Origin of the sequence: Lentzea sp. NPDC092896 (genome assembly GCF_044754905.1) — a bacterium.
Taxonomy (GTDB): Bacteria; Actinomycetota; Actinomycetes; order Mycobacteriales; family Pseudonocardiaceae; genus Lentzea.
On sequence record NZ_JBIVPX010000014.1, the window covers coordinates 70,217 to 96,255 of the forward strand.

Annotated in this window: 27 protein-coding genes and 2 tRNA genes; 16 read left to right on the top strand and 13 right to left on the bottom strand. The window is 68.6% G+C overall.

Annotation, left to right across the window (positions count from 1 at the left end; translation table 11 throughout):
• Window positions 1-3 precede the first annotated feature (3 nt).
• The gene (locus ACIQF0_RS43570) at window positions 4-543 is read right to left on the bottom strand and encodes a DUF2345 domain-containing protein (RefSeq protein WP_401040188.1); all 540 of its coding nucleotides are present in this window, start codon (window positions 541-543) and stop codon (window positions 4-6) included.
• Window positions 544-882: 339 nt separating this feature from the next.
• Between ACIQF0_RS43570 and ACIQF0_RS43575 the strand changes: the two genes are divergently transcribed.
• From ACIQF0_RS43575 to ACIQF0_RS43585, 3 genes are read left to right on the top strand one after another with little or no spacing between them, the layout of a single operon-like run.
• Window positions 883-2,052 (top strand): MFS transporter, encoded by a 1,170-nt coding sequence (locus tag ACIQF0_RS43575; protein WP_401040190.1) that lies wholly within the window; start codon window positions 883-885, stop codon window positions 2,050-2,052.
• Between the two features lie 20 nt (window positions 2,053-2,072).
• Window positions 2,073-2,318 (top strand): hypothetical protein, encoded by a 246-nt coding sequence (locus tag ACIQF0_RS43580; protein WP_090010263.1) that lies wholly within the window; start codon window positions 2,073-2,075, stop codon window positions 2,316-2,318.
• Window positions 2,305-2,784: a DUF5130 family protein gene (locus ACIQF0_RS43585; RefSeq protein ID WP_360046073.1), complete on the top strand. Its 480-nt coding sequence runs from the start codon at window positions 2,305-2,307 to the stop codon at window positions 2,782-2,784. The genes ACIQF0_RS43580 and ACIQF0_RS43585 overlap by 14 nt, the downstream gene beginning before the upstream one ends.
• 42 nt (window positions 2,785-2,826) lie before the next feature.
• On the opposite strand, the gene ACIQF0_RS43590 is transcribed toward ACIQF0_RS43585, so the two are convergent.
• The 3 genes from ACIQF0_RS43590 to pepN all read right to left on the bottom strand — a co-directional run bounded on the left by ACIQF0_RS43590 (window position 2,827) and on the right by pepN (window position 7,814).
• Window positions 2,827-3,462: a GNAT family N-acetyltransferase gene (locus ACIQF0_RS43590; protein WP_401040195.1), complete on the bottom strand. Its 636-nt coding sequence runs from the start codon at window positions 3,460-3,462 to the stop codon at window positions 2,827-2,829.
• Window positions 3,459-5,168, bottom strand: a complete 1,710-nt coding sequence (locus ACIQF0_RS43595; RefSeq protein WP_401040198.1) for a GNAT family N-acetyltransferase — start codon at window positions 5,166-5,168, stop codon at window positions 3,459-3,461. The genes ACIQF0_RS43590 and ACIQF0_RS43595 overlap by 4 nt, the downstream gene beginning before the upstream one ends.
• Window positions 5,169-5,252: 84 nt before the next feature.
• Window positions 5,253-7,814 carry an aminopeptidase N gene (gene pepN / locus ACIQF0_RS43600; protein ID WP_401040201.1) on the bottom strand — a complete coding sequence of 854 codons (2,562 nt, stop codon included), beginning with the start codon at window positions 7,812-7,814 and terminating at the stop codon, window positions 5,253-5,255.
• Window positions 7,815-7,977: 163 nt separating this feature from the next.
• Between pepN and ACIQF0_RS43605 the strand changes: the two genes are divergently transcribed.
• The 5 genes from ACIQF0_RS43605 to ACIQF0_RS43625 all read left to right on the top strand — a co-directional run bounded on the left by ACIQF0_RS43605 (window position 7,978) and on the right by ACIQF0_RS43625 (window position 13,404).
• On the top strand, window positions 7,978-8,586 hold the full coding sequence (locus ACIQF0_RS43605) for a DsbA family protein (protein ID WP_401040205.1): 609 nt from the start codon (window positions 7,978-7,980) through the stop codon (window positions 8,584-8,586).
• A gap of 59 nt (window positions 8,587-8,645) precedes the next feature.
• Window positions 8,646-9,485 (top strand): DNA-3-methyladenine glycosylase family protein, encoded by an 840-nt coding sequence (locus ACIQF0_RS43610; protein WP_401040207.1) that lies wholly within the window; start codon window positions 8,646-8,648, stop codon window positions 9,483-9,485.
• A 530-nt stretch (window positions 9,486-10,015) separates the two neighbouring features.
• A complete protein-coding gene (locus ACIQF0_RS43615) occupies window positions 10,016-11,368 on the top strand; it encodes an aldehyde dehydrogenase family protein (protein WP_401040210.1) in 1,353 nt (450 codons plus the stop codon).
• A gap of 41 nt (window positions 11,369-11,409) precedes the next feature.
• The gene (locus ACIQF0_RS43620) at window positions 11,410-12,612 is read left to right on the top strand and encodes a GNAT family N-acetyltransferase (RefSeq protein ID WP_401040212.1); all 1,203 of its coding nucleotides are present in this window, start codon (window positions 11,410-11,412) and stop codon (window positions 12,610-12,612) included.
• A 57-nt stretch (window positions 12,613-12,669) separates the two neighbouring features.
• Window positions 12,670-13,404: a hypothetical protein gene (locus ACIQF0_RS43625; protein ID WP_401040215.1), complete on the top strand. Its 735-nt coding sequence runs from the start codon at window positions 12,670-12,672 to the stop codon at window positions 13,402-13,404.
• Here ACIQF0_RS43625 and ACIQF0_RS43630 read toward each other — a convergent pair.
• Window positions 13,401-14,201, bottom strand: a complete 801-nt coding sequence (locus ACIQF0_RS43630; RefSeq protein WP_401040217.1) for an Fpg/Nei family DNA glycosylase — start codon at window positions 14,199-14,201, stop codon at window positions 13,401-13,403. The genes ACIQF0_RS43625 and ACIQF0_RS43630 overlap by 4 nt on opposite strands.
• Window positions 14,194-14,643: a ribose-5-phosphate isomerase gene (locus ACIQF0_RS43635; RefSeq protein ID WP_090071281.1), complete on the bottom strand. Its 450-nt coding sequence runs from the start codon at window positions 14,641-14,643 to the stop codon at window positions 14,194-14,196. The genes ACIQF0_RS43630 and ACIQF0_RS43635 overlap by 8 nt, the downstream gene beginning before the upstream one ends.
• A gap of 21 nt (window positions 14,644-14,664) precedes the next feature.
• Here ACIQF0_RS43635 and ACIQF0_RS43640 point away from each other — a divergent pair, with 21 nt between their 5' ends.
• Together ACIQF0_RS43640 and ACIQF0_RS43645 are read left to right on the top strand one after the other, a co-directional pair.
• Window positions 14,665-15,336 (top strand): 2-phosphosulfolactate phosphatase, encoded by a 672-nt coding sequence (locus tag ACIQF0_RS43640; RefSeq protein WP_401040220.1) that lies wholly within the window; start codon window positions 14,665-14,667, stop codon window positions 15,334-15,336.
• Window positions 15,333-15,941 (top strand): MBL fold metallo-hydrolase, encoded by a 609-nt coding sequence (locus ACIQF0_RS43645; protein WP_401040223.1) that lies wholly within the window; start codon window positions 15,333-15,335, stop codon window positions 15,939-15,941. Before ACIQF0_RS43640 ends, ACIQF0_RS43645 begins: the two co-directional genes overlap by 4 nt.
• On the opposite strand, the gene ACIQF0_RS43650 is transcribed toward ACIQF0_RS43645, so the two are convergent.
• From ACIQF0_RS43650 to ACIQF0_RS43660, 3 genes are all read right to left on the bottom strand, one after another.
• Complete coding sequence (locus ACIQF0_RS43650; RefSeq protein ID WP_401040226.1) at window positions 15,922-16,296, bottom strand: histidine triad nucleotide-binding protein; 375 nt, start codon at window positions 16,294-16,296, stop codon at window positions 15,922-15,924. The genes ACIQF0_RS43645 and ACIQF0_RS43650 overlap by 20 nt on opposite strands.
• A gap of 147 nt (window positions 16,297-16,443) precedes the next feature.
• The gene (locus ACIQF0_RS43655) at window positions 16,444-16,779 is read right to left on the bottom strand and encodes a VOC family protein (protein ID WP_401040228.1); all 336 of its coding nucleotides are present in this window, start codon (window positions 16,777-16,779) and stop codon (window positions 16,444-16,446) included.
• Complete coding sequence (locus ACIQF0_RS43660) at window positions 16,776-17,078, bottom strand: winged helix-turn-helix transcriptional regulator (protein WP_401040230.1); 303 nt, start codon at window positions 17,076-17,078, stop codon at window positions 16,776-16,778. The genes ACIQF0_RS43655 and ACIQF0_RS43660 overlap by 4 nt, the downstream gene beginning before the upstream one ends.
• A gap of 57 nt (window positions 17,079-17,135) precedes the next feature.
• Here ACIQF0_RS43660 and ACIQF0_RS43665 point away from each other — a divergent pair, with 57 nt between their 5' ends.
• Window positions 17,136-17,690, top strand: a complete 555-nt coding sequence (locus ACIQF0_RS43665) for an NAD(P)-dependent oxidoreductase (protein ID WP_401040232.1) — start codon at window positions 17,136-17,138, stop codon at window positions 17,688-17,690.
• Between the two features lie 50 nt (window positions 17,691-17,740).
• On the opposite strand, the gene ACIQF0_RS43670 is transcribed toward ACIQF0_RS43665, so the two are convergent.
• Window positions 17,741-17,811 (bottom strand) — tRNA-Gly (locus ACIQF0_RS43670).
• A 63-nt stretch (window positions 17,812-17,874) separates the two neighbouring features.
• Here ACIQF0_RS43670 and ACIQF0_RS43675 point away from each other — a divergent pair.
• Window positions 17,875-17,948: transfer RNA gene (locus tag ACIQF0_RS43675), tRNA-Pro, on the top strand.
• 49 nt (window positions 17,949-17,997) lie between these two features.
• Here the strand turns inward: ACIQF0_RS43675 and ACIQF0_RS43680 are convergent.
• On the bottom strand, window positions 17,998-18,759 hold the full coding sequence (locus tag ACIQF0_RS43680) for an alpha/beta hydrolase (RefSeq protein WP_360046104.1): 762 nt from the start codon (window positions 18,757-18,759) through the stop codon (window positions 17,998-18,000).
• Between the two features lie 19 nt (window positions 18,760-18,778).
• Here ACIQF0_RS43680 and ACIQF0_RS43685 point away from each other — a divergent pair, with 19 nt between their 5' ends.
• Complete coding sequence (locus tag ACIQF0_RS43685) at window positions 18,779-20,533, top strand: hypothetical protein (RefSeq protein ID WP_401040234.1); 1,755 nt, start codon at window positions 18,779-18,781, stop codon at window positions 20,531-20,533.
• 9 nt (window positions 20,534-20,542) lie between these two features.
• On the opposite strand, the gene ACIQF0_RS43690 is transcribed toward ACIQF0_RS43685, so the two are convergent.
• Entirely contained in the window at window positions 20,543-21,481 is a 939-nt protein-coding gene (locus tag ACIQF0_RS43690) for an ABC transporter substrate-binding protein (RefSeq protein ID WP_401040236.1), read from the bottom strand.
• Between the two features lie 300 nt (window positions 21,482-21,781).
• Between ACIQF0_RS43690 and ACIQF0_RS43695 the strand changes: the two genes are divergently transcribed.
• From ACIQF0_RS43695 to ACIQF0_RS43705, 3 genes are read left to right on the top strand one after another with little or no spacing between them, the layout of a single operon-like run.
• A complete protein-coding gene (locus ACIQF0_RS43695; protein WP_401040238.1) occupies window positions 21,782-22,741 on the top strand; it encodes a glycine betaine/L-proline ABC transporter ATP-binding protein in 960 nt (319 codons plus the stop codon).
• 2 nt (window positions 22,742-22,743) lie between these two features.
• A complete protein-coding gene (locus ACIQF0_RS43700; RefSeq protein WP_401040412.1) occupies window positions 22,744-24,684 on the top strand; it encodes an ABC transporter permease in 1,941 nt (646 codons plus the stop codon).
• 12 nt (window positions 24,685-24,696) lie between these two features.
• Window positions 24,697-25,650 carry an ABC transporter substrate-binding protein gene (locus ACIQF0_RS43705; protein ID WP_330270360.1) on the top strand — a complete coding sequence of 318 codons (954 nt, stop codon included), beginning with the start codon at window positions 24,697-24,699 and terminating at the stop codon, window positions 25,648-25,650.
• Window positions 25,651-25,719: 69 nt separating this feature from the next.
• Here the strand turns inward: ACIQF0_RS43705 and ACIQF0_RS43710 are convergent, their stop codons facing one another.
• Window positions 25,720-25,896, bottom strand: coding sequence for a hypothetical protein (locus ACIQF0_RS43710; RefSeq protein ID WP_319981727.1), 177 nt, complete (start codon window positions 25,894-25,896; stop codon window positions 25,720-25,722).
• Window positions 25,897-26,039 lie beyond the last annotated feature (143 nt).

The window sequence follows — 26,039 nt, forward strand, 5'->3', positions numbered from 1 at the left end:
TGGTCAGGCCGCGAGGGAGAACTCGTTCTGGCGCGCCGTGATGCGCACGGAGTCGTCGAGCGCGGTGATGCGGACCGAGTCGTCCATCGTGATGCGCACGGAGTCTTCGCGTGCGGTGATGCGGACGCTGTCCTGCTGAGCGGTGATGCGCACGGAGTCGTCGTGGGCCGTGATGCGCACGCTGTCGTCCATGGTGATGCGGACGGAATCGTCGTGCGCGGTGATGCGGACGGAGTCGTCCATCGTGATGCGGACCGAGTCCTGAGCGGTGATGCGCACGGAGTCGTCGTGCGCCGTGATGCGCACGGAGTCGTCCATGGTGATCCGGACGGAGTCCTCACGCGCAGTGATCCTCACCGAATCCTGCTGAGCGGTGATCCGAACGGAGTCGTCGTGCGCGGTGATGCGGACGGAGTCGGCGCACGTGATCCTGACCGAATCGCTCGCCGTGATGCGCACCGAGTCTGCCATCGTGATGCGGACGGAGTCGCGGGCCGTGATCCTGACCGAATCGCTCGCGGTGATCCGAACGGAGTCGGTCATGGTGATCCGGACGGAGTCACTGGCCGTGATACGCACTGAATCGTCCTTGTAGCTCGGAAGAGTGAAGGTCACGGCCTGGGGGCGGGTCATCGTGAACATTTTGTGTCCTCCAGCTCGCTCGGGGCGGGTGCGCAAGACCCGTATAGGTGAAAAGCTAAGAGGTGGGTGATCCGGGAACAAGACCCCAAACCGGCACCCGTTCGCCGCCGACCGGGTGAGGCCTGACCGGGTGTAACCGCTGCGCCGCACGAGAGCACTCATTGCCCTTACTGGCGGGTATGGACACGCTCTGTAGCGTTCAATCTGATGGAACGTGACATGCGTCATAGTGCAAAAGGCGTGCATGGACGGGGTTTCCGAGCGCTCACCGGTGCCTGGGCGGTGTCGCTCGTGGGCGACGGCGTGCGCATCGTCGCGTTGCCCCTGTTCACCGCCGCCAGCACCCGCAGCCCGCTCGCGGTGTCCGCTGTGGCCGTCGCGCTCACTCTGCCCTGGTTGCTCGTAGCGCTGCCCGCGGGCGCCCTTGTGGACCGCTGGAGACCGAGAACCGTTGTCGTGGTGGCACATTGGCTGCGCGCCGGGGTGACCGGAGTGCTCGCTCTGGCAGTCCACACCGGACACGCGACGGTCGTCGTCTTGTGCGCCACGGCTTTCGTGCTGACCTCCGCGGAGACGTTCGCGGACTCGGCGTCCCAGGTGCTGCTGGTCGAGCTCGCGGGCCAGGACGAGCTGGAGGCGGCCAACGGCCGGTTCGTGACGGTCGAGACGATCGGCATGGACCTGGCGGGGCCGCTGGCCGCCGCGGTGCTGTTCTGGTGGGCGCCGGCGGCCTGTTTCGCGCTCGACGCGCTCTCGTTCGTCGTCGCCGCGGTGCTCGTGTCGCGCGTGCCGGACGTCGCTCCGGAACGTTCGAGCAGTGATCTTCGCGGACAGCTGGCCGAGGGCGCGCGGTTCCTCGCGCGGACTCCTGGCCTGCGGTCACTGGTAGTTGCCGTTGCAATCACAGCTGTCTGTGCGGCCGCGATCAACGCCATGCTGGCGCTCTACTCCATCCAGGTACTCGGCCTCGCCGAACCGGTGGTTCCTGTTCTCGTCGTGTGCATGGCGGCCGGTGCTCTGCTAGGCGTCCGGCTGTCCCTGCGGCTCGCGGCGCGGTGGGGTGCCGGACGGGTCATGGTCGGGTTCCTGGCGTTGCTCGGCGCCGCGTTCGCGTTGTTCGGCCTCACGCCGTGGCTGGTGGTGGCGGTGCTCGCGTGCGTGCTGTTCGGCGTGGCGTCCGCGGGCTGGAACGTGCTGTCCGCGACCCGGCGGCAACGGCTCACGCCAGGTCCGATGATGGGCCGCGTGACCAGCGCTTATCGGGTGCTCGCCTGGGGTTTGTCGCCGTTGGGCGCGGGTCTCGCCGGGCCACTCGCCGAGGCGACGTCGCTGGGCACCGTCTACGTCGTGGCGGGCTCGATCGTGGGATTCACCGCGATCTTGCTGGCCCGGCCGCTCGCGCGCGGCTGAGTTCGGCTACCGTACCCGCCGTGACCATCGTGGAGACCGTTCTCGTCTTCGCGTTGATCCCGCTGGCGATCTACGGCGTGATCACGCTGCTGACGGTGAGGCCAAAGGCCACCCGGATTCCCCGGTACCGGCCCGGCCAGGAGTGGGGCTACGCCCCGGTGTGGTGGAGTGCGAACCCGGCAGGGTTGAGCGCTGAGCACCACAGCGCCGCCGAGTCCGGTGCCTCGGACTCGACCGCCAAGGGAGGCGCACGTGGCAACTGGTAAGGCGATCGAGGCCGTCGACCCGTCGACGCTGCCCGTCGGTGCCGTCGTGACGAACAGCGGCCGGGTGTCCGCGGCGAAGATGTACGAGCCGCATGCGCCAGAGCTGCCGTTCACGCCGTCCCAACTCGCGCAGCTGGACGAGGCGCTGACGCTCTCCAGCCGCTCCACCGGCCTCGACTTCAGCGTGTACCTGGGCGAGCTCGGCGCGAACGCTCACGAGCGCGCGCAGGAGCTGCACGGCGCCACCGAGCGCCCGACGCACCACGTTCTCGTGGCCGTGTCGCCGGGCGAGCGCGTCGTCGAGATCGTGACGGGCGAGGAGTCCCACCGCCGTCTCGCCGACCGCGGTGCCAAGCTCGCGGTGATGAGCATGGTGGCGTCCTTCAAGGAGGGCGACCTCGCGGGCGGCCTCGTGTCGGGCCTGCGCATGCTGACCGACCAGGCAGGCAGCGCGCCGCGTTCCTGATCTTGCTTTCGAACGCCCCCGGCACCTCGCCGGGGGCGTTTTTCACGCGCTGACCTCGTTGCGGGCCACCACCAGGTCGGAGATCTTCTCCCAGCCGAGGCTGCGGTAGAGGTGGATGCCGTCGGTGGAGGAGAACAGCAACCCGGTCGTCGCCCCGTCCCGTGCGGCCTCCCGGACCAAAGTGCCCATCACGACGCTGCCGAGGCCGCGCCGCCGATGCTCCTCCGCGGTCTCGATGCGGTGTGCGACAGCGTCTTCGCCGACCACGGCCATCAACCCGCTGGCGGCCACCTCGCCGTCCGCCAGCACCTGGACCTTGATCACCGGATCCCTGGTGATCTCCAGCTGGTAGCCGGCGGGCGGTTCGGGTGCCGGGTGGCCGGCGAGCGCGCGGCGCATGAACGTCTCGTCCGGGCGTGCGACGACCAGTCCGGCCGCCTCGATCTCCGCGATCACCTTGCCCGGCGCGTGCGTGGGGACGCTCAGCCAGCTCGGTTCCCGTTCCGCGGCCACGACTCCGGCCAGCGCACCGGCTTCCGCGTCGTCCGTGGCGATCCACTCGAACACCCGGTGCGGCCGGTTGACGTGGACCACCAGGTAGCCGTCGCGGTACTCCGACGTCAGTCCGTCGGCCGCGATCCAGCCGCGGTGCCAGCGCTCCACCAGTTCGCCGATCATGCTTCCCCCTTGTCGTTCGCCGCGATCACGACGTCGGAAATCGTTTCCCAGCCCAGTTTCCGGTACAGGTGCAGGCCTTCCTCCGTCGCGAACAGCAGTCCGTCACTCGCGCCGGCCTTGACCGCCTCCTGGACCAGGGCGCCCATCACGACGCTGCCCAGCCCGCGCCGCCGATGCGCCGGCTTCGTCTCGATGCGGTGGGGCACGGCGTCTTCGCCCACGACCGCGATCAGCCCGCTCGCCGCCTCCTCGCCGTCGAACGTCACCACGACCTCGATCACGTCCCCCGGCATCACCCGCACCGAGTAGCCGTCGGGGGGTTTCGGTGCGGGGTGGTCGAAGAGGCCGCGCCGCATGAACGTCTCCGGTGCGCGGGCGACCAGTCCGGCCTGCTCGACCACGTGGGTCACCTCGTCCGGCGAGTCCGTCGCCACCGTCAGCCAGGTCGGCACGGACTGGAGTTCGACGTCTTCCGCGTGCTGCACCACGTTCGCGTCCCCCGCGAGGATCCGTTCCTCCTCCCGGCCGGGCAGATCGGCCCAGACGTGCCAGTTGTCCAGCAGGTCGTGCGGCTCCACCTCCTGCGCCCTGGCCCAGCCGGCGATCCAGCGGTCGACGAACGAGCCGAGTTCCACGCACCGGTCGAGCCGGTCCGCCAGGTCCTCTGTGGACGATTCCAGCACGACGTCGACTCCGTTGCGCCGCAGGTTCTTCAGCAGTCCGAGGAAGTAGTCGGGCATCGCCTCGAACGCCACGCCGGGTTCGTGCCACACGAGCGTGATGCCCGGCACGAACCACCACTCCTCGTACATGCCGGTGATGGCGTAGACGCTGCCCAGGAACCGGCCGGGCCCGACCAGTGCCTCGCTCAGCGCCAGGTGCAGGCCGAACTCGTCCGTGGCGTGCCTGCCGTCGACGTGGTGCACGCCGGCCGTGGGGTGCGTGCGGGGTGCCTTGGCGGCGATTTCGTTCCACCACATGCGGCCCTCGGGGCTCAGCGGCGCCCACAGGTTCCGTTCCGCCGGAACGCCTTCCATCCAGACTCGCCAGGCGCCGCGGGCGGCAGGGGTGGGCCGTTCGGCCACCATCCAGTCGTCGCCGTAGCGGGACTGGTCGAGCACGACGTCGAAAAGTCCTTCACCGGCAGCGGAAGGGGACACCGACGCGACGTCCAGCGCGACCCCGGCGTGCGCCACGATCCGGCCGCCGCGGTCCAGGGCGCGCAACCCCACCCACGGTCCCTGCTCGTCGACGGGAGCCGAGGGCCGAATGCGGCCGGGGTTGTCGCAGCCGATCAGCGTCACCGGCGGCCAGACGCTCTCGAACGAGCGGGGAAACCCTTCCACGACACGACATGTGCCGGTCTCCCGCAGGTCCTTGTACAGGGTGTACGCCGGGGGAGTGCCGAAGTCGCCGCCGTCGATCAGCTGGCTCACGCAGGCACTGGCGAGGAGATCACCGCCGGGCAGTTCGGCGTGCACGACCAGGTCGCCCAGGAGCCACCACTGCGAGCCCGAGACACCGAGGTGGAAGTCTCCGGTGAGCTCGTCCGGTGTGACCGTGCATCCGCGCAGCACCAGCCGTTCGCGCTCGGGCGGCACGGGATCGGCGAACAGCCCGTCGACGTCCACGACCCGTGCCAGGACCTCGTCGACGAACTCCCCGTCCTCGAGCCACCAGCGCACGACCTCGTAGCGAACTCTCACCGGACCTCCCCAGGACAGCCGCCCGACGCTATGGGAAAGCCCCGCAACGCGCGAACGCATTACGGGGCCCTCGCCGGTTCCAGCTTACGAGCGGTCGAACTCCTGTGCCGCAAGGGCCCGCACGATGCCGGCGCGGCCCTCGGACACCAGCCGGCGCAGGGCGGGCGGGTGCTCGTCCGCCAGCCACGCGTCAGCGGCCTCCACAGTGGACTTCGCGATCGACCACGCCGGGAACATGCCCACGACCATCGACTGCGCGCGCTCGGAGGTGCGGCGGTCCCACACGCCCTTCACGTCGCCGAAGTAGCGCTCGACGTACGGCGCGAGCAGCTCCTTCTGGCCGGGGTGCGAGATGCCCGCGATGATCGCCTCGCTGACCGCGTTGGGCAGGTCGTCGTCGTTCACGGCCCGGTCCCACGCCTCGTCCTTGGCCGCGATCGTCGGACGCAGCGCACGGGTCGACTGCGCGCGGCGGTGACCGGTGGAGGTCGGGTCGCGCTCCTCCTCGGCGGTGATCTCCGGCAGGTCCGCCTTGCCGTGCGCGACGAGTGCCTGCAGCAGGCGCCAGCGCAGGTCCGTGTCCACGTCCAGGCCTTCCAGCACGGCCGAGCCGTCGTACCAGCCGCGCAGAACGTCCACAGTGGAGTCGTCGAGCACCGACGAGGTCAGCGCGTTCACGAACGCCAGCTGGTGGTCGGAGCCCGGCTCGGCCGCCTGCGCCAGTTCCAGCGCCTTGGCCACGAACCGGCGCCAGCCCTCCGCGCGCCACGAGTTGTCCGCGTAGGACGACAACGAGGTCTGCGCCTGCAGCAGAAGCCGTTGCACCACACCGACCTCGGACTCGGAGTGCAGCCCGCCGAGCACCAGGTTCACGAAGTCGCGAGCCTTCAGCTCGGCCTCGCGGGTCATCTCCCACGCGGCCGACCAGCACAGCGTGCGCGGGAGCGGCTCGGCGATGTCGGAGATGTGGTCGATCAGCCCGGCCAGCGAGTCCGGGTCGAGGCGCATCGTGCAGTACGTCAGGTCGTCGTCGTTGACCAGCACGATCTTGCCGCGGTGCACGCCGACCAGTTCGGGAACCTCGGTGCGGTCGCCCGTCACGTCCAGCTCGTGGCGGTGCGTGCGGACGAGCTTGCCCGTGCCGTCGTCGTCGTAGACACCGATCGCGATGCGGTGCGTGCGCAGTTCGCCGGCACCCGGACGCGCGCCGCCCTGCAACACGGCGAACTCGGTGAACCTGCCCTGTGCGTCCACGGTGAACTTGGGGCGCAACAGGTTCAGGCCCGTCGTCTCCAGCCACTGCGCGCTCCACCACGACAGGTCGCGGCCGGACGCCTCCTCCAGCGCGCCCAGCAGGTCCGCGAGCGTGGCGTTGCCCCAGGCGTGCTTGCCGAAGTAGACCCGCAGGCCCGCCAGGAAGTTCTCCAGCCCGACGTACGCGACGAGCTGCTTGAGCACCGAGGCGCCCTTGGCGTAGGTGATGCCGTCGAAGTTGACCTCGACCGCCTGCACGTCGGAGATGTCGGCGGCGACCGGGTGCGTGGAGGGCAGCTGGTCTTGCCGGTACGCCCACGACTTCTCGATCTTCGCGAACGTCGTCCAGGCCTGGCGGTACTCGGTGGCCTCCGCCTGCGCGAGCACGGACGCCCAGGTGGCGAACGACTCGTTCAGCCACAGGTCGTCCCACCAGCGCATGGTGACCAGGTCGCCGAACCACATGTGCGCCATCTCGTGCAGCACGGTCTCGGCGCGGCGCTCGTAGAGGTAGCGGGTGACGCGGCTGCGGAAGACGTAGTCCTCGAGGAACGTGACGCAGCCGGCGTTCTCCATCGCGCCCGCGTTGAACTCCGGCACGAAGCACTGGTCGTACTTGCCGAACGGGTACTGCACGCCGAACGCCTTGTGGAAGAACCCGAAGCCCTGTTTGGTCTCCGTGAACAGCCGCTCGTGGTCCATGTGAGGAGCGAGCGAGGCGCGGCAGTAGATGCCGAGCGGGATCTTGAAGTCACCTTCGACGAACTCGTCACGCCACTCGGCGTAAGGCCCGGCGACCAGGGCCACGATGTAGGTCGACATCGGCTTGGTGGTGGCGAACGTGTGCACGTCCGAACCGCCCTCGCCGTCCTCGGTGGCGATGATCTCGCCGTTCGAGATGACCTTCCAGTCGTGCGGCGCCGTCACCTTCATGGAGTAGACGGACTTGAGGTCGGGCTGGTCGAAGCACGCGAACATGCGCTTGGCGTCCGCGGTCTCGAACTGCGAGTACAGGTAGACACCGCCGTCGACCGGGTCGACGAACCGGTGCAGGCCCTCGCCGGTGTTCATGTACCGGCAGTCGGCCTCGATGGTGAGCTCGTTGGTCTCCGCGAGGTCCGGCAGCTTGACGCCGTCCTCCTCGCGGTAGCCGGAGACGTCGAGCTCGCTGCCGTTGAGCACAGCGCGGTGCACGGTGGCCGCCACGATGTCGATCCACGAGGAAGCACCCGGAGTCCGGCTGCGGAACACCACGGTGGTGGTGGAGCGGAACGTGTCCGAACCCGGCTTTCCGCCGCCGTCGGTCAGGTCCAGCTCGATCCGGTAGGACTCCACTTCCAGCAGCTCAGCACGGTCCTGAGCCTGGTCGCGGGTGAGGTTGGGCGCGGCCACTGGTCACCTCGTCTGCCGCGCGTGTGGTTACGCGCTGACGTCGTCGGGAATGGTTATGACTCCCGCATCCAATCACGGAACCGGCGTACGGGAAGAGATGACAGGGTGATCTGGTTGGGCTGATGGGGCGATAACGCCACCGACCGTCACTGAAGGGGCACGCATGACCGACAAGGCGAAGGTCGACTTCTACTTCGACCCTCTTTGCCCGTTCGCCTGGATCACCTCGCGGTGGATCCTCGAGGTGGAGAAGGTCCGCGACATCGACCTGAGCTTCCACGTGATGAGCCTGTCCGTGCTGAACGAGGGCCGCGACCTGCCCGAGCAGTACAAGGAGCTCATGACCAAGGGCTTCGGACCGGTTCGCGTGGCCATCGCGGCGGAGCAGAAGTTCGGCAACGAGGTGCTGCCGAAGCTGTACACCGCGCTGGGCACCCGCATCCACAACGAGGGCATCAAGGACTTCGACGAGGTCATCCCGCTGGCCCTCGAGGACGCCGGCCTTCCGGCCGAGCTCGCGGAGGCCGCCACCTCGACCGAGTACGACGAGGAGCTGCGGGCGTCGCACCACCGCGGCATGGACCCGGTCGGCATGGACGTCGGCACGCCGACCATCCACATCGACGGCGTCGCGTTCTTCGGTCCGGTGCTGACGAAGATCCCGCGCGGCGAGGAGGCCGGCACGATCTTCGACGGCGCCCGGCTGCTGGCCTCGTACCCGTACTTCTTCGAGCTGAAGCGCACTCGGACGGGTGACCTGGACTTCAGCTGAGCCCTTCGGGGGTGTTCAGCTGAGTTTTCTGTCGGGGGTGCTGGCTAGCGTCTCCTGACATGACAGATCACCGCGTCGAAGTCGCAGTTCAGGGCCCCTGGTCGTTGGCGACGTCCAGGGAGTTCTGGGAGGGCTTCACGCCGTCCGCGTTGCCCGCGCTCGCGGGCGAGGCTCTGCAGGCGACGTTCCTCGTCGAAGGTGAGTGGCGCCGCGCATCGGTCTCCGTGACCCAGCGCGGCGCCTCTGCCGTTCTGGAGCTGTCCGGCGAGGGCGACCTGGACCTGGCGGCTGCGCAGGTCTGCCGCTTCCTGTCGCTGGACGTGGACGGCCGTGCCTGGCCGGACGTCGGTCTGCGCGATCCGGTGATCGCGTCGGCGCAGGCTTCCTTACCCGGCTTGCGGCCGTGCGGCTTCTACTCGCCGTACGAGGCGGCGGCCTGGTCGGTGCTGTCGCAGCGGATCCGCGTGTCCCAGGCTGCCGTGTTGAAGGCTTCGCTGCTGCGGGACGGCGTGTTCCCGGCACCGGCGGAGTTGCTGGGGCTCGACCTCGACCTGCCCGGCCGCAAGCCCGAGTACCTGCGCGCGGTGGCCGAGGCCGCGCTGGACGGGGCCTTGGACGCGGTGGCGTTGCGTGCTCTGAAACCCGCGGCCGCGGTGCTGGCGGTGCAACAGGTCAAGGGGCTGGGGCCGTTCGCGGCCGAGCTGGTCGTGCTGCGCGGGGCGAACGCTCCGGACGCCGTGCCGCACAACGAGTCCCGGCTGAGTGATGAGGTTGCTGAGCGGTACGGGCGGCCGTTGGCCGAGGTGTCCGAGGCGTGGCGGCCGTATCGGACTTGGGCGGCGGTGCATCTGCGGGTGCTGCGTGAGCGGCGGCTTGGGGGTGCGATGGCGTCTGCCTGAGGGTGCTGGCGGTGCTTGAGCTTGGTTCGTGCGACCGAGGCTGTCGACGCAGGTCGTCGGCGGTGGCGCCGGCGGTGCCTGACCTTGTCCGCGATTGCCTGCCCTGGTCTCGGCAGGCCGGGGTCGCCGACGCACGTTCTGCTGACACGGCACCTGCGGTGTGCGCCTTCGTTCACGAGGCACGTCACCTCCGGCCTCCGCCGCTAACGGGCTCGACAGGAGTTCATGGCGACCAGTTGGGTCGGCAGCACCACGGGCTCCACCCTCCTGCCCCGCCACACTCCGGCTCACCCGGCATCCGCCGCCCGTCTGGTTCGCCGCGCCACCTCCGGCTCCCGTCGTCCTCCGGCTCCCGCCGCTCTCCAACCCCATCGCCCTCCAACCCACCGCCCTCCTAACCCCTCCAACCCCGGCATCCACCACCGTCGCGCTTGCCACGCCACCCTCCGGTCGGCGTGACCGTCGTCGGCGGATGTGACAGGCTGACTGCTGTCAGCGCCGCAAGTGTCACAACCGCCTGGAGGGCTCCCGTGATCGAGGTCGTCAACCCCGCCACCGAGGAAGTCATCGGCACGCTCGCCGAGGGCACGCCGGCCGACGTCGACGTGGCCGTGGCGGCTGCGGTGGCCGCCTTCCCCGCGTGGTCGGAGACCTCGGTGGACGAGCGGGCGAAGGTGGTCCGGGCGATCATCGACGGCCTGCGTGAGCGGGCCGGCGAGCTCGCGGCGACCATGACGCGGGAGATGGGCACGCCTCTCACCTTCAGTCAGAAGGTGCAGGTCGCGAACCCCGTCGCCATCGCTGAGGGGGTCGCGGACGTGCTGGAGCGCGGCTACTTCGAGCCCGAGGAGATCGGCAACTCGCTGGTCTTCCGCGAGCCGATCGGGGTGGTCGCGGCCATCACGCCGTGGAACTTCCCGTTGCAGCAGATGGTCGCGAAGGTGGTGCCGGCGTTGGCCGCCGGGAACACCGTGGTGCTCAAGCCGAGCGAGCTCGCGCCGGGAACGGCCGATCTGCTCGCCGAGATCATCACGGCCGCTGTTCCCGAGAACGTCTTCTCGCTGGTGCACGGCACCGGGCCTGTCGTGGGTGAGGCGTTGGCCGCGCATCCGGACGTCGACATGGTGTCGTTCACCGGGTCGACGAAGGCCGGGCGCCGGGTGTCCGCCGTCGCCGCCGAGACGGTCAAGCGGGTTGCTCTCGAGTTGGGCGGCAAGTCGGCGTGCATCGTGCTCGACGACGCTGATTTCGGGCGGGCGGTGAAGATCGCGGTCGCCAACGCGTTCATGAACAACGGGCAGGCGTGCAGCGCGTGGACTCGGCTGTTGGTGCCCGCGGACCGGCATGACGAGGCCGTCGAGTTGGCCGCTCAGGCTGCGAAGAAGTACACCTCGGCCGATCCGAGTGAGCCGTCCACGCGCATCGGGCCGGCGGTGTCGAGGGCGCAGCGCGATCGTGTCGTCGGGTACATCCGCAAGGGTGTCGAGGAAGGCGCGACGCTGGCCGCCGGTGGGCCGGAAGCTCCGTTGCCGCAGGGGTTCTACGTCGCGCCGACGGTGTTCGGTGGCGTGACGCCGGAGATGACGATCGCGCAGGAGGAGATCTTCGGGCCGGTGCTGTCGGTCATGCCGTACGCCGACGAGGACGACGCCGTGCGGATCGCGAACTCCACCATCTACGGGCTGGCGGGCGGTGTGTTCTCCGCGGACACCGACCGGGCACTCCGGGTCGCCCGGCGCCTGCGGACGGGGCAGGTCGACATCAACGCCGCCGCGTTCAACACGAGCGCGCCGTTCGGCGGGTACCGGCAGTCGGGCAACGGGCGGGAGTTCGGCCGGTTCGGGCTGGACGAGTTCTGCGAGGTCAAGTCGGTCCAGCGCTAATTGGGCTGCGGATGACGCCATGGCGGCGTATCACTGCTGCCATGGCTGACTCGGCGCTGAGCATCAGGACCATCACCGACTCCGACCTCCCCGAGTTCCAGCGGGTGATGGCGTGGGCGTTTCTGAGCGACGTGATGGGGGAGGACAGCAAGTGGCTCAAGGTCCTGGAGAAGGACCGCGCGCACGCTGTCCTCGACGGTGACGAGATGATCGGCACCGCCGGGGTGCTCACTCGCGAGATCACCGTTCCTGGTGGCCGCCAGGCACCGGCCGGCGCGGTGACCGTGGTGTCGGTGAAGCCCGGTCACCGGCGTCGCGGCGTGGCGTCGTTGATGATGAAGACGCAGCTGCACGGCATGCACGACACCGGCGAGCCGATCGCGATGCTGTGGGCGTCGGAGGGCAGCATCTACCGCCGGTTCGGCTATGGCGAATACGCGACCAGCATCGCCATGCTGACGATGCCGACGCGTATGCCGTTCCATCCCGGTGTGCACGTCAGCGACGCACGGATCCGTCAGGTGTCGCGAGAAGAAGCCCTGCCGGTCATGCGCGAGATCCACGAACGGGTGCGCGGCACACGGGTCGGCTGGCTGAGCAGGGTCGAGCACACCTGGGACGTGCACCTGGCCGACCGCGAGATCGATCGCGGTGGACTCTCCTCGTACCGCTACTGCCTGCATCCCGAGGGCTACGTGGTGTTCCGGGTCAAGGCGGAGAGTGGTTCGACCGAACTGCACGTGCGCGAACTGGTCTGCGAGACCGAGCAGGCGTACGCCGACCTCTACCGGTTCCTGCTGGACATGGATCTCGCGGAGAAGATCTCCTTCTACACCGCCTGGGACGACCCGATCCTGCACATGGTCGACAACCCGCGGAAGGTCTGCCGCGAGGCCGGCGACGCGTTGTGGCTGCGGATCGTCGACATCGACCGGGCTCTGCCGCTGCGCCACTACTCGTCCGATGTGGACACCGTGCTGGAGGTCGAGGACTCTTTCTGCCCGTGGAACTCCGGCCGTTGGCGCTTCACGGCCAAGGGGGGCGAGGCCACGGTCACGCGCACCGAGGACCCTGCGGACGTGTCGCTGGACATCGCGTCGCTCGGCAGTGCTTTTCTCGGTGGGGTACGGCTTTCTGTGCTCAAGCGCGCACACCGCGTGGTCGAGCACACGCCCGGTCACGTGGACGCGTTGTCGATGGCGTTCCTCGGCGCACGTGAGCCGCATTGCCCCGAGGTGTTCTGACGGAACTCATGGCCGCGGTTGCTCGTTGACGGTTCACCTGGTGTGGGAGGTAAAGCCGTGGCCGCCGTGGTGTGGATTGTTGTGCTGGTACTGCTGATCGCAGGGGTGTTCTACCTGGTCAGTCAGAGCAACGCGCGCAAAGCGCGGGAGCTCGACGACGCCAAGGCGGAAGCACGCCGCTGGGTCGAGCGGCTGGGCGGGCAGGTGATGAGCCTCACCGGCAGCAACGCCGCGTCGACGCAGGCGATGGCCGACGCGTCCGAGCGCTTCACCGCCGCCGGCTCGCAGATGGAGCAGGCCCGCACGATCCCGCAGGCACGGCTGGTCACCGAGACCGCGATGGAAGGCCTGCACTACGTGCGCGCCGCGCGTGAGGCCATGGGCATGGACCCCGGCCCCGCGCTGCCCGAGAGCGCGAGCCAGAAGCAGGCGGGCGCCGTCAGCGAGGACCGCCAGGTCGCCGTCGAGGGGCACCAGTACGCCGCGTCCCCGCACTCCGGTTCGGGCACGCCCTACTACTACCCCGGTGGCATGGTCGCCGGACGTCCGGTGCCTCGTGGCTGGTACTCCGAGCCGTGGTGGAAGCCCGCGCTCGTGGCCGGCGCATGGGGCGTGGGCACGTTCCTGCTGATGGACGCCATGTTCTCCGGCATGCACGGGGTCGGCGACTACGGCATGGGTGACATGGGCATGGGCGACGCCGGCATGGGGGACATGGGCGACATGGGCGGTGCCGACGTCGGCGACGCCGGTGGGTTCGACTTCGGCGACATGGGCGGCTTCGACTTCTAGGGCTGGCAGGCGGGGCACCAGAAGAGGTTGCGCGCCGCCAGTTCCGTGGTCAGCACCTCGGTGCCGCAGACCAGGCACGGCTCCCCGGCACGGCGGTAGACGTACACCTCACCGCCGTGCCGATCCACGCGTGGCGCGCGGCCCATGGCACGGGGCATGTGCTCGGCACGGACGGTGTTGATCTGGCCGACCTTCACGCCGTCCTTCATCAGCACGACCAGGTCCGCCCAGATCGCGTCCCACAGCTCGCGGCTGACCTTGTTGCCGACCAGTAGCGGGTTCACGTTGTGCCGGAACAGCACCTCGGCGCGGTAGACGTTGCCGACGCCCGCGAGGATCTTCTGGTCCATCAGCAGCACGGCCAGCGACTGCTTCGACCGGATGATCCGCTCGTAGGCGCGGTCGGGGTCGGCGTCGCGGCGCAACGGGTCGGGCCCGAGGCGCTCCCGGATGAGCTTGACCTCGTCGGAGTTCAACACCTCGCACGCAGTCGGGCCGCGCAGGTCGGTCCAGTGCGTCGCGCCGGCCATCCGCATGCGCACTTGGCCGACAGGGACCAGCACGGGCAGCGGTGACTCGGTGAAAGTGCCGTACAGGCCGAGGTGGACGTGCACGATCGCGTCCGGGCCGTAGACGTGGAACAGGTGCTTGCCGTGCGCCTCGGCACGAACCAGCTTGCGACCGTCCACAAGGGACGCCGCGAAGCGTCCCTGCGGACTGGTGACGGTCACGGGCTTACCCGCGTACCGGCGCTGGTGCAGCCGCGCGAGGCGGTGCAGCGTGTGGCCCTCAGGCACGGTCTTCGTATGCGCTGACCTGGTCGATGCGGCGCTGGTGCCGCGGCTCGCCCGAGAACGGCGTCTTGAGGAACGCCGACACGATCTCGGTCGCTTCCTCGGCCGTGTGCTGGCGAGCACCGATGCCGACCAGAAGGGCGTCGTTGTGCTGGCGGGCGAGCTGCGCGGTGTCGACGTTCCACGCCAACGCGGCGCGGGCGCCCTTCACCTTGTTCGCGGCGATCTGCTCGCCGTTGCCGGAGCCGCCGATCACGACGCCGAGGCTGCCGGGGTCCGCGACGACCTTCTCCGCGGCGTCGACGCAGAACGACACGTAGTCGTCCAGAGCGTCGTACTCGTGGGCGCCGACGTCGACGACCTCGTAGCCCTGCTCGGTGAGAGCCGTGGACAGGTGGGACTTCAGTTCGAAGCCAGCGTGGTCTGCTGCCAGATAAACGCGCACGTCACGGAGTCTGACACGCTGGTGGGTGTGTTCAGCCAGGAGGGGTACCAGCTGAGGCTGGAATGGGGGCCCGAGGGCGTCGGCGCTCTGCGGGACTGTGACGTGCTGATAGTCGTGGACGTGCTGTCGTTCACGACGTCCGTCGACCTGGTGGTCGGCAACGGAGGCCAGGTGCGGCCGTCCCGGTGGAAGCCGGCGTCGGGCAAGACGCTGCGACCAGCGTCACTCGTCAGCGCTACGGGATTGGTCGAGTTGCCGTCGCCGAACGGGTCGAACCTCTGCTTCCTCGCCGCCGAGACCGGGGCCCACGTCCTCGCGGCCTGCCTGCGCAACGCCTCGGCCGTGGCCAGGCGCGCCCAGGAGCTGGGGGAGACCATCGGCGTGCTCCCGGGCGGCGAGCGGTGGGGCCTCGACATCCTCAACTCGGGTCCGCGCGAGTTCGGACCGTTGCGGCCGTGCATCGAGGACTACCTGGGTGCGGGTGCGGTGCTCGCGGCGCTGGAGGGCAAGGCCTCGCCCGAGGCGCAGCTCGCGGCCACGGCGTTCCGCAACACCGACGTCGAGACCGCCGTCCGGGAGTGCGGCTCCGGTCGCGAGCTGATCGAGAACGGTCACGCCGCGGACGTGGACCTGGCCGTGCGGATCGGCGTGAGCGACGCCGTGCCCGTGCTGGTCGACGGGGTGCTGCGGTGATCGAGATCGCGGACGGGATCTTCGTCCGCCGGCACACCGAGCTGGACCTGACACTCGGTCTCGTCGTCGGATCGGGTGACTCGCTGCTCGTGGACTCCGGCATGGACCCGGCGCTCGCGCGGCAGGTCCGTCCGTCGCGGATCGTGTTGACGCACAACCACTTCGACCACGTGCTGGCCACCGAGGCGTTCCTGCCGTGCGAGGTGTGGGCGCACGAGGACTGCGTCGTCGACGACACCCTGCTCGACGACCGCGCCAAGCACTACGACGACCCGTTCGAGGGCACGCTCGTCGCGCCCACGCACACCTTCCGCGACACCGTCACGCTCGACGTCGGCGGCCGCCGGGTCGACCTGCACCACTTCGGCCCCGCGCACACCTCGCACGACGTGGTCGTGCACGTGCCGGACGCCGGCGTCGTGTTCGCCGGTGACCTGGTGGAACAGGGCGCTCCCGCTCAGGCCGGCCCGGACGCGACGCCGTCGAACTGGCGCCACGTCCTGGACCTGATGCTCGAACTGGACCCGCGGATCGTCGTGCCCGGTCACGGCGAGCCGGTCGACGCCCGGTTCGTGCGGGAGATGGCTATCCCGGCGGCCAGGTGAGCCCGCGCCCGCCGAGGACGTGGCAGTGCACGTGGAAGACGGTCTGGCCGCCGTCCTTGCCGGTGTTGAAGACGAGCCGGTAGCCGGACTCGTCGATCCCCTCGGCCTTCGCGACCTGGTGCGCGGTCGCGAGGATCTGCCCCGCGAGCACCGGGTCGACGTCGCCGATCGCCGTGTGGTGCTCCTTGGGGATCACCAGGACGTGCGTGGGCGCCTTGGGGTCGATGTCGCGGAACGCGAGCGTCGTGTCGGTCTCCGTCACCAGGGTCGCCGGGATCTCGCCCGCGACGATCCGGCAGAACAGGCAGTCGGTCACGCCCGCATCGTATTGGTACCGATGGACCCTGTCGTTCATGCCCGCCGACGTTGAATCATGGCGGCGTGAAAGGCACCAAGCTGCTGATCGTCGTGCGGTGCCTCATCAGTTTCGCGTTCGGTGTGCTGCTGCTGATCCTCGCGATCCGCTTCGGTGAGGCGCTCTGGCGGGCAGTTCACTAGTTCCTCAGTGGACGAAGCAGAACTCGTTGCCCTCCAGGTCGCGCATGACCTGGAAGCTGCCCTGTTCGTCCGTGACGACCACACCTTCACGGGTGCCGCCGAGACTGACCGCCTTCACGACCGCCGCCTCGATGTCGTCGACCTCGATGTCGAGGTGCAGCCGGTTCTTCACGTCCTTGCGCTCCGGCACCGGCTGGAACGACATCCGCACGCCACCGGGCGGTTCGACGTGCGCCCACCCGTGCTCGCGGTTCACCGGCTCGCCGCCGAGCAGTTCGGCCCAGAACCGGACGAGCCGGGACGGGTCGTTGCTGTCGACGACGATCTGTTGCAGCCTCACGTCTTCACCAGGTTCTCTCGGGCCCAGTCACAACACAGGTCGAGCAGCCCGAGGACCTTGCGGCCCTGCTCGGTCAGCTCGTACTCGACCCGCGGCGGGTTCTCCTCGAACGCCTCGCGCGAAACCGTGCCCTCGCGCTCCATCGCCCGCAACGTCTCGGTGAGCACCTTGGGCGTCACCCCCGGCAGTGCGGCGCGGAGTTCGGTGAACCGCCGCCGCCCGTCCTGCAACGCCCGCAACACGTGCGCGGTCCACTTGTCACCGATGCGGTACGGCAGGTCCCCATGCGTGCATTCCACCTGCTCACCCCCGATATCGTTGCGGAAACCGGACACCCGCACCCTACCTTCGCGCTCATGGCGAAGATCGTTGTTTTCGGAGCGTCCGGCAAGGCCGGCAAGGAGATCGCGGCCGTCGCGGAGGCCCGCGGCCACGCGGTGACCAGGATCGGGCGCGACCCCGGTGTGCAGGCCGCGGCCGAGGTGGCGGCGGGCCACGACGTCGCGGTGAGCTCGGTGGCCGACCTCTCGCGCGACGCGGCGGAGTTCTACCGCGAGGCCGCCGGCGCGCTCGTGGCATCGGGCGTCGGGCGGATCATCGTGGTCGGCATCTACACGTTGCTGGAGACCTCGCCGGGTGTGCGGGTCGTCGACGGCCCGGACTTCCCGGACGAGTACAAGCCGTTCTGCCTGGGGCACGCGGCGGGCGTCGAGGTGCTGGCCGAGTCCGAGGCGGACTGGCTGGTGATGAGCCCGTCCGGCAACTTCGGCGGCACGTCCACGGGCACCTACCGCCTGGCCCCGGTTGATCCGGCGGACGAACTGACCTACGAGGACTTCGCCGTGGCCGTGGTGGACGAGATCGACACCCCGAAGCACCGTCGTACTCAGATCGGTGTCGCATCGGCGTGACCTGGCTCACGAGAAAGGCCCGAGTGCGGCTGCACTCGGGCCTTCGTCAGAGCGGGCGACGGGAATCGAACCCGCGTAGCTAGTTTGGAAGACTAGGGCTCTACCATTGAGCTACGCCCGCATTCGCGGCCCCGCGAGGGGCTGCGATTAATACCTTAGCGGGTGGCGGTAAGCTGGTTGCAACCGGGGCGTGGCGCAGCTTGGTAGCGCACCCGCTTTGGGAGCGGGGGGTCGCAGGTTCAAATCCTGTCGCCCCGATCGGTTGTCGAACGCCCTCGGCGAAGGAACCTCGCCGGGGGCTTTTGGCTCATTTCACCAGGTAGCGGCTTGCCCACGCGGCCAGAACCTCCGCCACGTACGCGGCGTCCGCGCGGTCGGTCAGCAGGTGGTCGGCGCCGTCGAGCGAGACGAACGACTTCGGGTGGCGGGCCGAGTCGAAGATCAGCCTGGCGTTGTCCACCCCGACCGTGTCGTCCTGCGGGGAGTGCATGACGAGCAGCGCGCGGTCGAGGCCCGCGATGCACGCGGTCTGGTTCTGCTGGTTGATGTCGAGCAGGAAGTCGTTGCTGATCCGGAACGGCCGCCCGGCCAGCAGCACCTCGGCGACGCCGTGCGCCTCGATCTTCTCCTTGGACGGGCCGAGCAGGTGCTCGACGTGGGTGGTGTCGGCGGGCGCTCCGATCGTGACGACGGCCTTCACCTCCGGCACCTGACGTGCCGCGGCCAGCACGGCCGCGCCACCCAGTGAATGTCCGATGAGGACGCTCGGTGCCCCGATGGTGTCGCGGAGGTGGTTCGCCGCGCACACGAGGTCGTCGACGTTGGACGTGAACGTGGTGTTGGCGAAGTCGCCGCCGGACTGTCCGAGGCCGGTGAAGTCGAACCGCAGCACCGCCACGCCGCGTTCGGCGAGCCGGCGAGAGATCCGGGTGGCCGCCACCGAGTCCTTGCCGCAGGTGAAGCAGTGCGCGAACACGGCGGTGGCGGTGATGTCGCCGGCGGGCAGTTCGAGCCGGCCCGCCAGTGCCTGGCCGTCGATGCCCGCGAAGACCGCTTTCCGGTTGTCCATGCCCTCTATGGTGCGTCACGTGCGCTATCAGTACCTCGACGACCGGCTCCGGCAGGCGTTCGACGACGCCGGGCTCGACCGCGAGCAGCGGGCGTTGCTGCAGGGTGTGCTGCGCGCACTGGACCCCGACGCGCACCTCGGTGAGCACGTCGCGGGCCTCAACAGCGCCGTTCTCGCCGTCACGCGCGCCAGGACGGCCCTGGAGAGTCACGCGGCGGAGGACCAGCCGCGGTGGAACCTGTTGCGCCGCATCATCACCACCTCGCTGGCGTGCATGGACGCGGCGCGCCCGGCGTACGTCCACGGTGGCGCCACGAAGCTCGCCGAGGCGCGCAAGGTCCTGAAGGACGTCGACGCGGCCATCGTGGCGGACGGGCAGCGGCTCGATCCTCAGGTGACGGCCGCCGCGGCCGCGAAGCTCGACCCGGAGGCGCTCGAGAAGGCCGCGAAGGAGTGGATCGCTCCACTGTGGAACGGCGTCGGGCTTCCGTTGCGCACCAGGATGATCGCTGAGATCGCCGTCGTCGTCGCGATGCACGGACGGGACGGCAGGCAGCTCCGCACGGACCTGCTGCGGTGGCTCAAGAAGCCCGGCGACCTGGCCGAGGTGCTGTGGCCCCGCGAGCAACGGCACGTCGTCGCGTTCGTGGTGCGGGGCGCGCGAGTGCTCAGGCACCTGGACGAGCTGCTACCCGATGTGCGGCAGGAGCCGTTGCACCGCAACAGGTTGCCCAAGGACGACTTCCTCAAGGACGCGGTCACCGGGTCGTCGGTGCTGGTGCGCGTGCCGGTCGAGGCCGCGGACGTGCACACGGCCGCGCGCAGGGGCCGCCGGATCCTCAGCGAGGTGCTCGACCAGTACGCGGCGGGGGAGCGGCTCACCGAACTGACCATCGCGCCGGTCTGGCAGGTCAGCGCGCCCGGCGGGCGGGTCACCCGCGGCACCGAGCACCAGCGCACGGTCGGCAACGCCTATCCGCTCACCGCGTACTGGCCTGCCGAACTGCGCAGCGCGATGCGGGTGGCGAACCTGGCACGGCAGGTCGACGCGCCGATGGCGAGCGCCGGGCTCGCGTGGAGTGCGCTGGAGGCGACGGGGCTCGACCCGAGCAAGATCGCCTGGCTGGCCAAGGCCTGCGCGCTGCAGATGTTGCGGCAGCACCTCGTCAGCCTGCACGTCGTGGTCACCAACCACGACACCGAGCTGCGCAAACCGCTCGACGAGCACGTGCCGACCACCGGCGTGAAGCACCACCTGAAGTCGGTGGACGCCTGGCTGGAGGTGTTGATCGTCCACAACCGGCCGGACGAACGGCTCGACGCCGCCCAGAAGGCCATCACCGCGCTCGCCGAGAGCGAGGGCGGTCTCGTGCAGGACCTCGCGGAACTCTGGCGCGCCAGGCTCGCGGACTCGAAGGTCCTCGCGGGCTGGTTGCGCGAGCAGGAGGACACCGCCGCCGCGCTGCTGGAGTGGCTCTACGTCACCAGGAACCTGGCGTTCCACGCGGGACGGTTCGCCTCACCCGCCGACACGCTGACCGCGCACGGCGGGCAGGCCGTGGCCGACCTCACGCTCGAGTTCCTCGGAAACTGGCGAACTGTCGAAAGACAGCGAAGCCGGCAGGAGACCTCCGCCGTGGAGATCTACCGCCGGCTCGCGCAGAGACAGGATCAGCTGGTGGCCCGGCTCAAGCGAGCGGGGTCCGTGCGCAGGCTCAGCGTCGAGGACATCTCCGGCCCCGACGAGAAGTGGTGGTCGCGCGGCAAGAGTTAGTGCCAATAGTTACGGCTTGGCCTTCGTCAGCCAGTCCTCGACCCGGTCGGGGTTCGCCTCGACCCACCGCTTCGCCGCCTCGTCGGGCGACATCTTGTACTTCGCGATGAACGACGCGACCGTGTCCTGCTCGTCGTTGCTCCACTGGAAGTTCTGGATCAGCCGGGCAGCGGGGCCGCCCTTGTCCATGAACTTCTTGGCGGCGATCTTGTCGAGCTCGTAGCGCGGGTAGTCGCAGGCGACCTGGGCCGCGTCCGCGTCGCAGCCCGCCTTGTACTCGGGCAGTTCGATCTTGACCAGTTCGATGTCGAGGTGCAGCCACTGCGGCTCGAAGAAGTAGCCGATCAGCGGCGTCTTCTTCTCCTCGGCCTGGCGGAACGCCTTGATCGACGCCTGCTCGCTGCCCGCGTAGACGACCTTGTAGTTGAGGTTCAGGTTCTTCACCAGAGCCTCGTCGTTGGTCACGAACGACGGGTCGCCGTCGAGCACCTGACCCTTGCCCTCGGACTGCGGGGTCTTGAACTTCTCCGCGTACTTGTTGAGGTTCTGCCAGTTCGTGATGTCCGGGAACTCTTTCTTCATCCACGGCGGCACGTACCAGCCGATCACGCCCTTGTTGCCGGACGGACCCACGCGCACGGCGGTGCGCTTCTCCTCGATGTACTTCTGCTTCAGGTCCTCGTGACCCCAGTTCTCCAGGATCACGTCGATCTCGCCGGAGTCGAGGCCCTGCCAGGCCGTCTGTTCGTCGACTTCCTTCTTCGTCACCTTGCAGCCGAGCCGCTTCTCGGCGAGGTACGCGACCACGGCCGCGTTCGCCTCATAGCCGACCCACGGGTTGACCGCGATGGTGACGGAGTCGCAGGGCTCTGTCGGTGCTGCCGAACTGGAGCGGGGTGACGCCGTCGATCCACCGCCGCAACCGGCAATTGTCAACACGAACGTCATTGCCAGAGCGATTCTGGGGGCTTGCACGAACAGCTCCTCGTCGGGGGGAAGAGCGATGCAGGAGACCGCTCAGTTCAGCTTTTCCCGATCGATCAGACGCAGTCAAGTCATGGGATGATTGGTTGTCCACAAAGGATCAGATATGTATCAGCCCTTGACCGTACCCGTGCGAAGGTCAATGCTGTCGCGCATCGAGAAACGGTGTGCGCAGTCCGCAACAGGTCGGAGTGGTTTGGCGTGGATCCCGTGATTTCGGTCAGGGACCTGTGGAAGGTGTTTGGCCCCAACGCATCTCAACTGGTGGCCTCGGACGAGCTCAAGGCGTTGTCGCGGCAGGAGCTGATGGACCGCACAGGTTCCGTTGCCGCAGTACGGGGAGTCGACTTCGACGTCGCTCCCGGTGAGATGTTCGTGGTCATGGGACTTTCTGGATCGGGAAAGTCCACACTGGTCCGCTGTCTCACGCGGCTGGTGGAACCGACCGCGGGCTCGATCATGTTCGAGGGCGAGAACATTCTCGAGGCGGACCCCAAGCGTTTGCGTGACCTGCGCAGGAACAAGTTCTCCATGGTGTTCCAGCACTTCGGTCTGCTTCCTCATCGGACAGTCGCCGACAACGTCGGTTACGGACTGGAAATCCGCGGGGTACCTCGGGCGAAACGTGCGGAGCGCTCGCAGGAAGTGATCGATCTGGTCGGACTGTCCGGAAACGAGAAGTCCTATCCGGATCAGCTCTCGGGCGGTATGCAGCAACGCGTCGGTCTCGCGCGCGCACTCGCCGGCGATCCCGACGTCCTGTTCTTCGACGAGCCGTTCTCCGCGCTCGACCCGTTGATCCGGCGCGACATGCAGTCCGAGGTCATCAGGCTGCACCGCGAGGTCGGCAAGACGATGGTGTTCATCACCCACGACCTGAGCGAGGCGCTCAAGCTCGGTGACCGCATCCTGATCATGCGCGACGGCAAGGTCGTGCAGGTCGGCACCGGCGACGAGCTGGTCGGCGCTCCCGCGGACGACTACGTGCGCGACTTCGTGCGGGACGTGCCCAAGGCGCACGTGCTGACGCTGAAGTGGATCATGCGCCCGCCGCGTCCCGACGACGAGCTCGACGGGCCTGAACTGTCGCCGGAAACCGTTGTGCGCGAAGCCGTGCGCAGCGTCCTCGGCGCCAACAAGCCGGTGAAGGTCGTGCGGGACGGCGAACTGCTCGGTGTGGTCGCGGACGAGGAGATCCTCGGGGTCGTGGCCGGGGAGGCGTGAACATGGTTGCCGTCGCCGCCCCAAGGCAACTGCCCCGACTGTTGCAACACAAGAAGGCGCTGATCTTCGCCGGCATCGTGCTGGCCTGGCTGGTGCTGTGGCTGGTGTTCCGCAACGTCGGGACGCTGGCGCTCGGCGCCGCCGACCTCACCCCGCTGCACCGGTGGGTCAACGAGATCAACGACGCCGTCGGCGCGTCCAGGAACTCGAACCCCGTGTTCCTGTACTTCTTCAACGAGATCCGGCTCGTCATCGACGAGTTCGTGACCTTCATCCAGGCCCTGATCGCGCAGCCGTCGTTCGGCCGGCCCGTGCCGGTGATCGGCTGGCTCGGCGTGGTCGCGATCGCCGGGTTCGTCAGCCTCGCGGTCGCCGGTTGGCGGGTCGCGCTGCTCGCCGTCGCGGGCTTCGTGTTCCTCGGCCTGCAGGGCTTGTGGCAGGAGAGCATGGACACGCTCTCCCTGACGCTCGCCGCGGTCGTGATCTCGTTGCTCATCGGCATTCCGCTGGGAATCTGGGCGGGACTGTCCGATCGGGCACACCGGATCCTGACGCCGGTGCTCGACTTCATGCAGACGATGCCGACGTTCGTCTACCTGGCGCCGCTGACGTTGTTCTTCCTGATCGGCCCGGCGTCGGCCACGATCGCGACGCTGATCTACGCCGCGCCGCCGGCGATCCGGATCACCGCGCACGCCATCCGCTCGGTGCCGCGCACCACCGTCGAGGCGAGCGAGTCCCTTGGCGCGACGCAGAAGCAGACGCTGGTGAAGGTGCTGCTGCCGTCCGCGCGCAAGACCATCGTGCTCGGCGTCAACCAGACGATCATGGCCGCGTTGTCCATGGTCACGATCGCCGCCCTGATCGACGCGCCGGGTCTCGGCAAGACCGTCGTGAAGGCGTTGCAGACCCTCGACGTCGGCACCGCGTTCAACGCGGGTCTCGCGATCGTGGTGCTGGCGATCGTGCTGGACCGCGTCACCACGGCCGCCGCGAGCGAGCGTCGCAGGCTCCCGCGCTGGGCGCTGTTCGGCGGCCTCGGCGTCACGGGCGTCTGCGTCTACCTCTCCTACACCTACCTGTGGGCGGCGGAGTTCCAGTCGGACGTGGAGATCGGCAGTGCGATCCGCAAGGGCGCGACCGCCGTGACGGAGTGGGCGCAGGACTCGCTGCCGGTGATCACCGACGGCTTCAAGGACTTCGTCACGTTCGCGTTGATCAACCCGCTGCAGGCGCTGCTGGCCGAGTCGCCGTGGTTCCTGGTGGCGCTGGTGATCGTCGCGCTGTCGTTCATGATCGGCGGCCTGCGGCCGGCGATCGTTTCCGCCGTGTGCATCGCCGCGCTGATCGCGACGGGCCTGTGGCAGGACTCGATGATCACGCTGGCGTCCACCCTGGTCGCCACGATCCTGGTGATGCTGCTGGGAATCGCGGTCGGTGTCTGGATGGGACGCAGCAGGCGGGCCGACCGGTTCATCCGGCCGATCCTCGACGCGGCGCAGGTGATGCCCGCGTTCGTCTACCTGGTGCCCTTCCTGGCGTTGTTCTCCGCGTCCCGGTTCACCGCGATCATCGCGGCCGTGGTGTTCGCGGCGCCGGTGGCCATCAAGATCATCGCGGACGGCATCCGCGCGGTGTCGCCCGCGACCGTCGAGGCGTCCACGGCGCTCGGGTCGAGCTCGTGGCAGACGATCGTGAAGGTGCAGCTTCCCATGGCGCGCGGGGCGTTGACCCTCGCCGCCAACCAGGGCCTGATCTACGTGCTCTCGATGGTCGTCGTCGGCGGTCTCGTCGGCGCCGGCGCGCTCGGTTACGACGTCGTGGCCGGGTTCTCGCAGGGCCAGTTGTACGGCAAGGGGCTCGCGGCAGGTCTCGCGATCGTCGTGCTGGGCGTCATGCTCGACCGCCTCACCCAGGCGGCCGCCAAGCGGTGGACCAACTAGGAGGTCTGGAAAGTGGCTAGGCACAGCGTGCTGGGAGCAGTGCTCGTGGGAGCACTCGCCCTTGCTGGTTGCGGTGGCGCCAAGGTCGGTGACACCTCCTCGGGTGCGACCGGCGACTGCGGCACGTTCAACCTCGCGATCAACCCGTGGGTCGGTTACGAGGCGAACGCGGCCGTTCTCGCGTACGTGGCCGAGAAGGAGCTCAAGTGCAAGGTCACCAAGAAGGAGCTCAAGGAAGAGGTGGCCTGGCAGGGCTTCGGCACCGGTGAGGTCGACGCCGTGGTCGAGAACTGGGGCCACGACGACCTGCGCAAGAAGTACATCGACGAGCAGAAGACCGCCGTCAGCGCGGGGTCCACGGGCGTGAAGGGCCAGATCGGCTGGTACGTGCCGCCGTGGCTCGCCAAGGAGCACCCCGACATCCTCGACTGGAACAACCTCAACAAGTACGCCGACCAGTTCAAGACGTCCGAGTCCGGCGACAAGGGCCAGTTGCTCGACGGCGACCCGTCGTTCGTGACCAACGACGAGGCTCTGGTGAAGAACCTGAACCTCAACTACAAGGTCGTCTACGGCGGCAGTGAGACCGCGCTGATCCAGGCCTTCCGCCAGGCGGAGAAGGACAAGAAGTGGGTCATCGGCTACTTCTACTCGCCGCAGTGGCTGCTCAACGAGATCAAGCTCGAGAAGGTGAAGCTGCCCGAGTACAAGGCGGGCTGTGACGCCGACGCCGAGAAGATCGCCTGCGACTACCCGGACTACGACCTGGACAAGCTCGTGTCCAAGAAGTTCGCCGACGCCAACGGCCCGGCCTTCCAGCTGGTCAAGAACTTCAAGTGGACCAACGAGGACCAGAACACGGTCGCGAAGTACATCGCCGAGGACAAGATGAAGCCGGAGGACGCCGCCAAGAAGTGGGCGGACGCCAACGCCGACAAGGTGAAGGCCTGGCTGCCCAAGGCCTAGAACATGAAGAAGCCGTGGGGGTGTGGTTCCTGGACGAGAGGAACCACACCCCCACGGCTACCCCCGGCATCAGGCGGCCTGGTGACCGTTGGGTACCTCAGGCTCGTGCCGGTGTGTCATGCGGTGCCACCACGACCGCGGCTTCCCGCCGTTGCGGTAGTACTCCTGGACACGGCGGGCGTCCTCCCGCAGGGCTGCCTGCCGGTAGTCCATCTCCGCCTTGATCGCCTCGGGCGTCCACTCCATCTTGAACTCACTCCTCAGTGCGTTTCTCTCGCTCGCTGACAACGATGAGATTGCTCCTGAGGGGTGACCCCTTACATCGGACGATCACCTAAGGCATCGGCGTCGGACCCCTTACGTCGCACTCGGATAGCTGGATCAGCGGA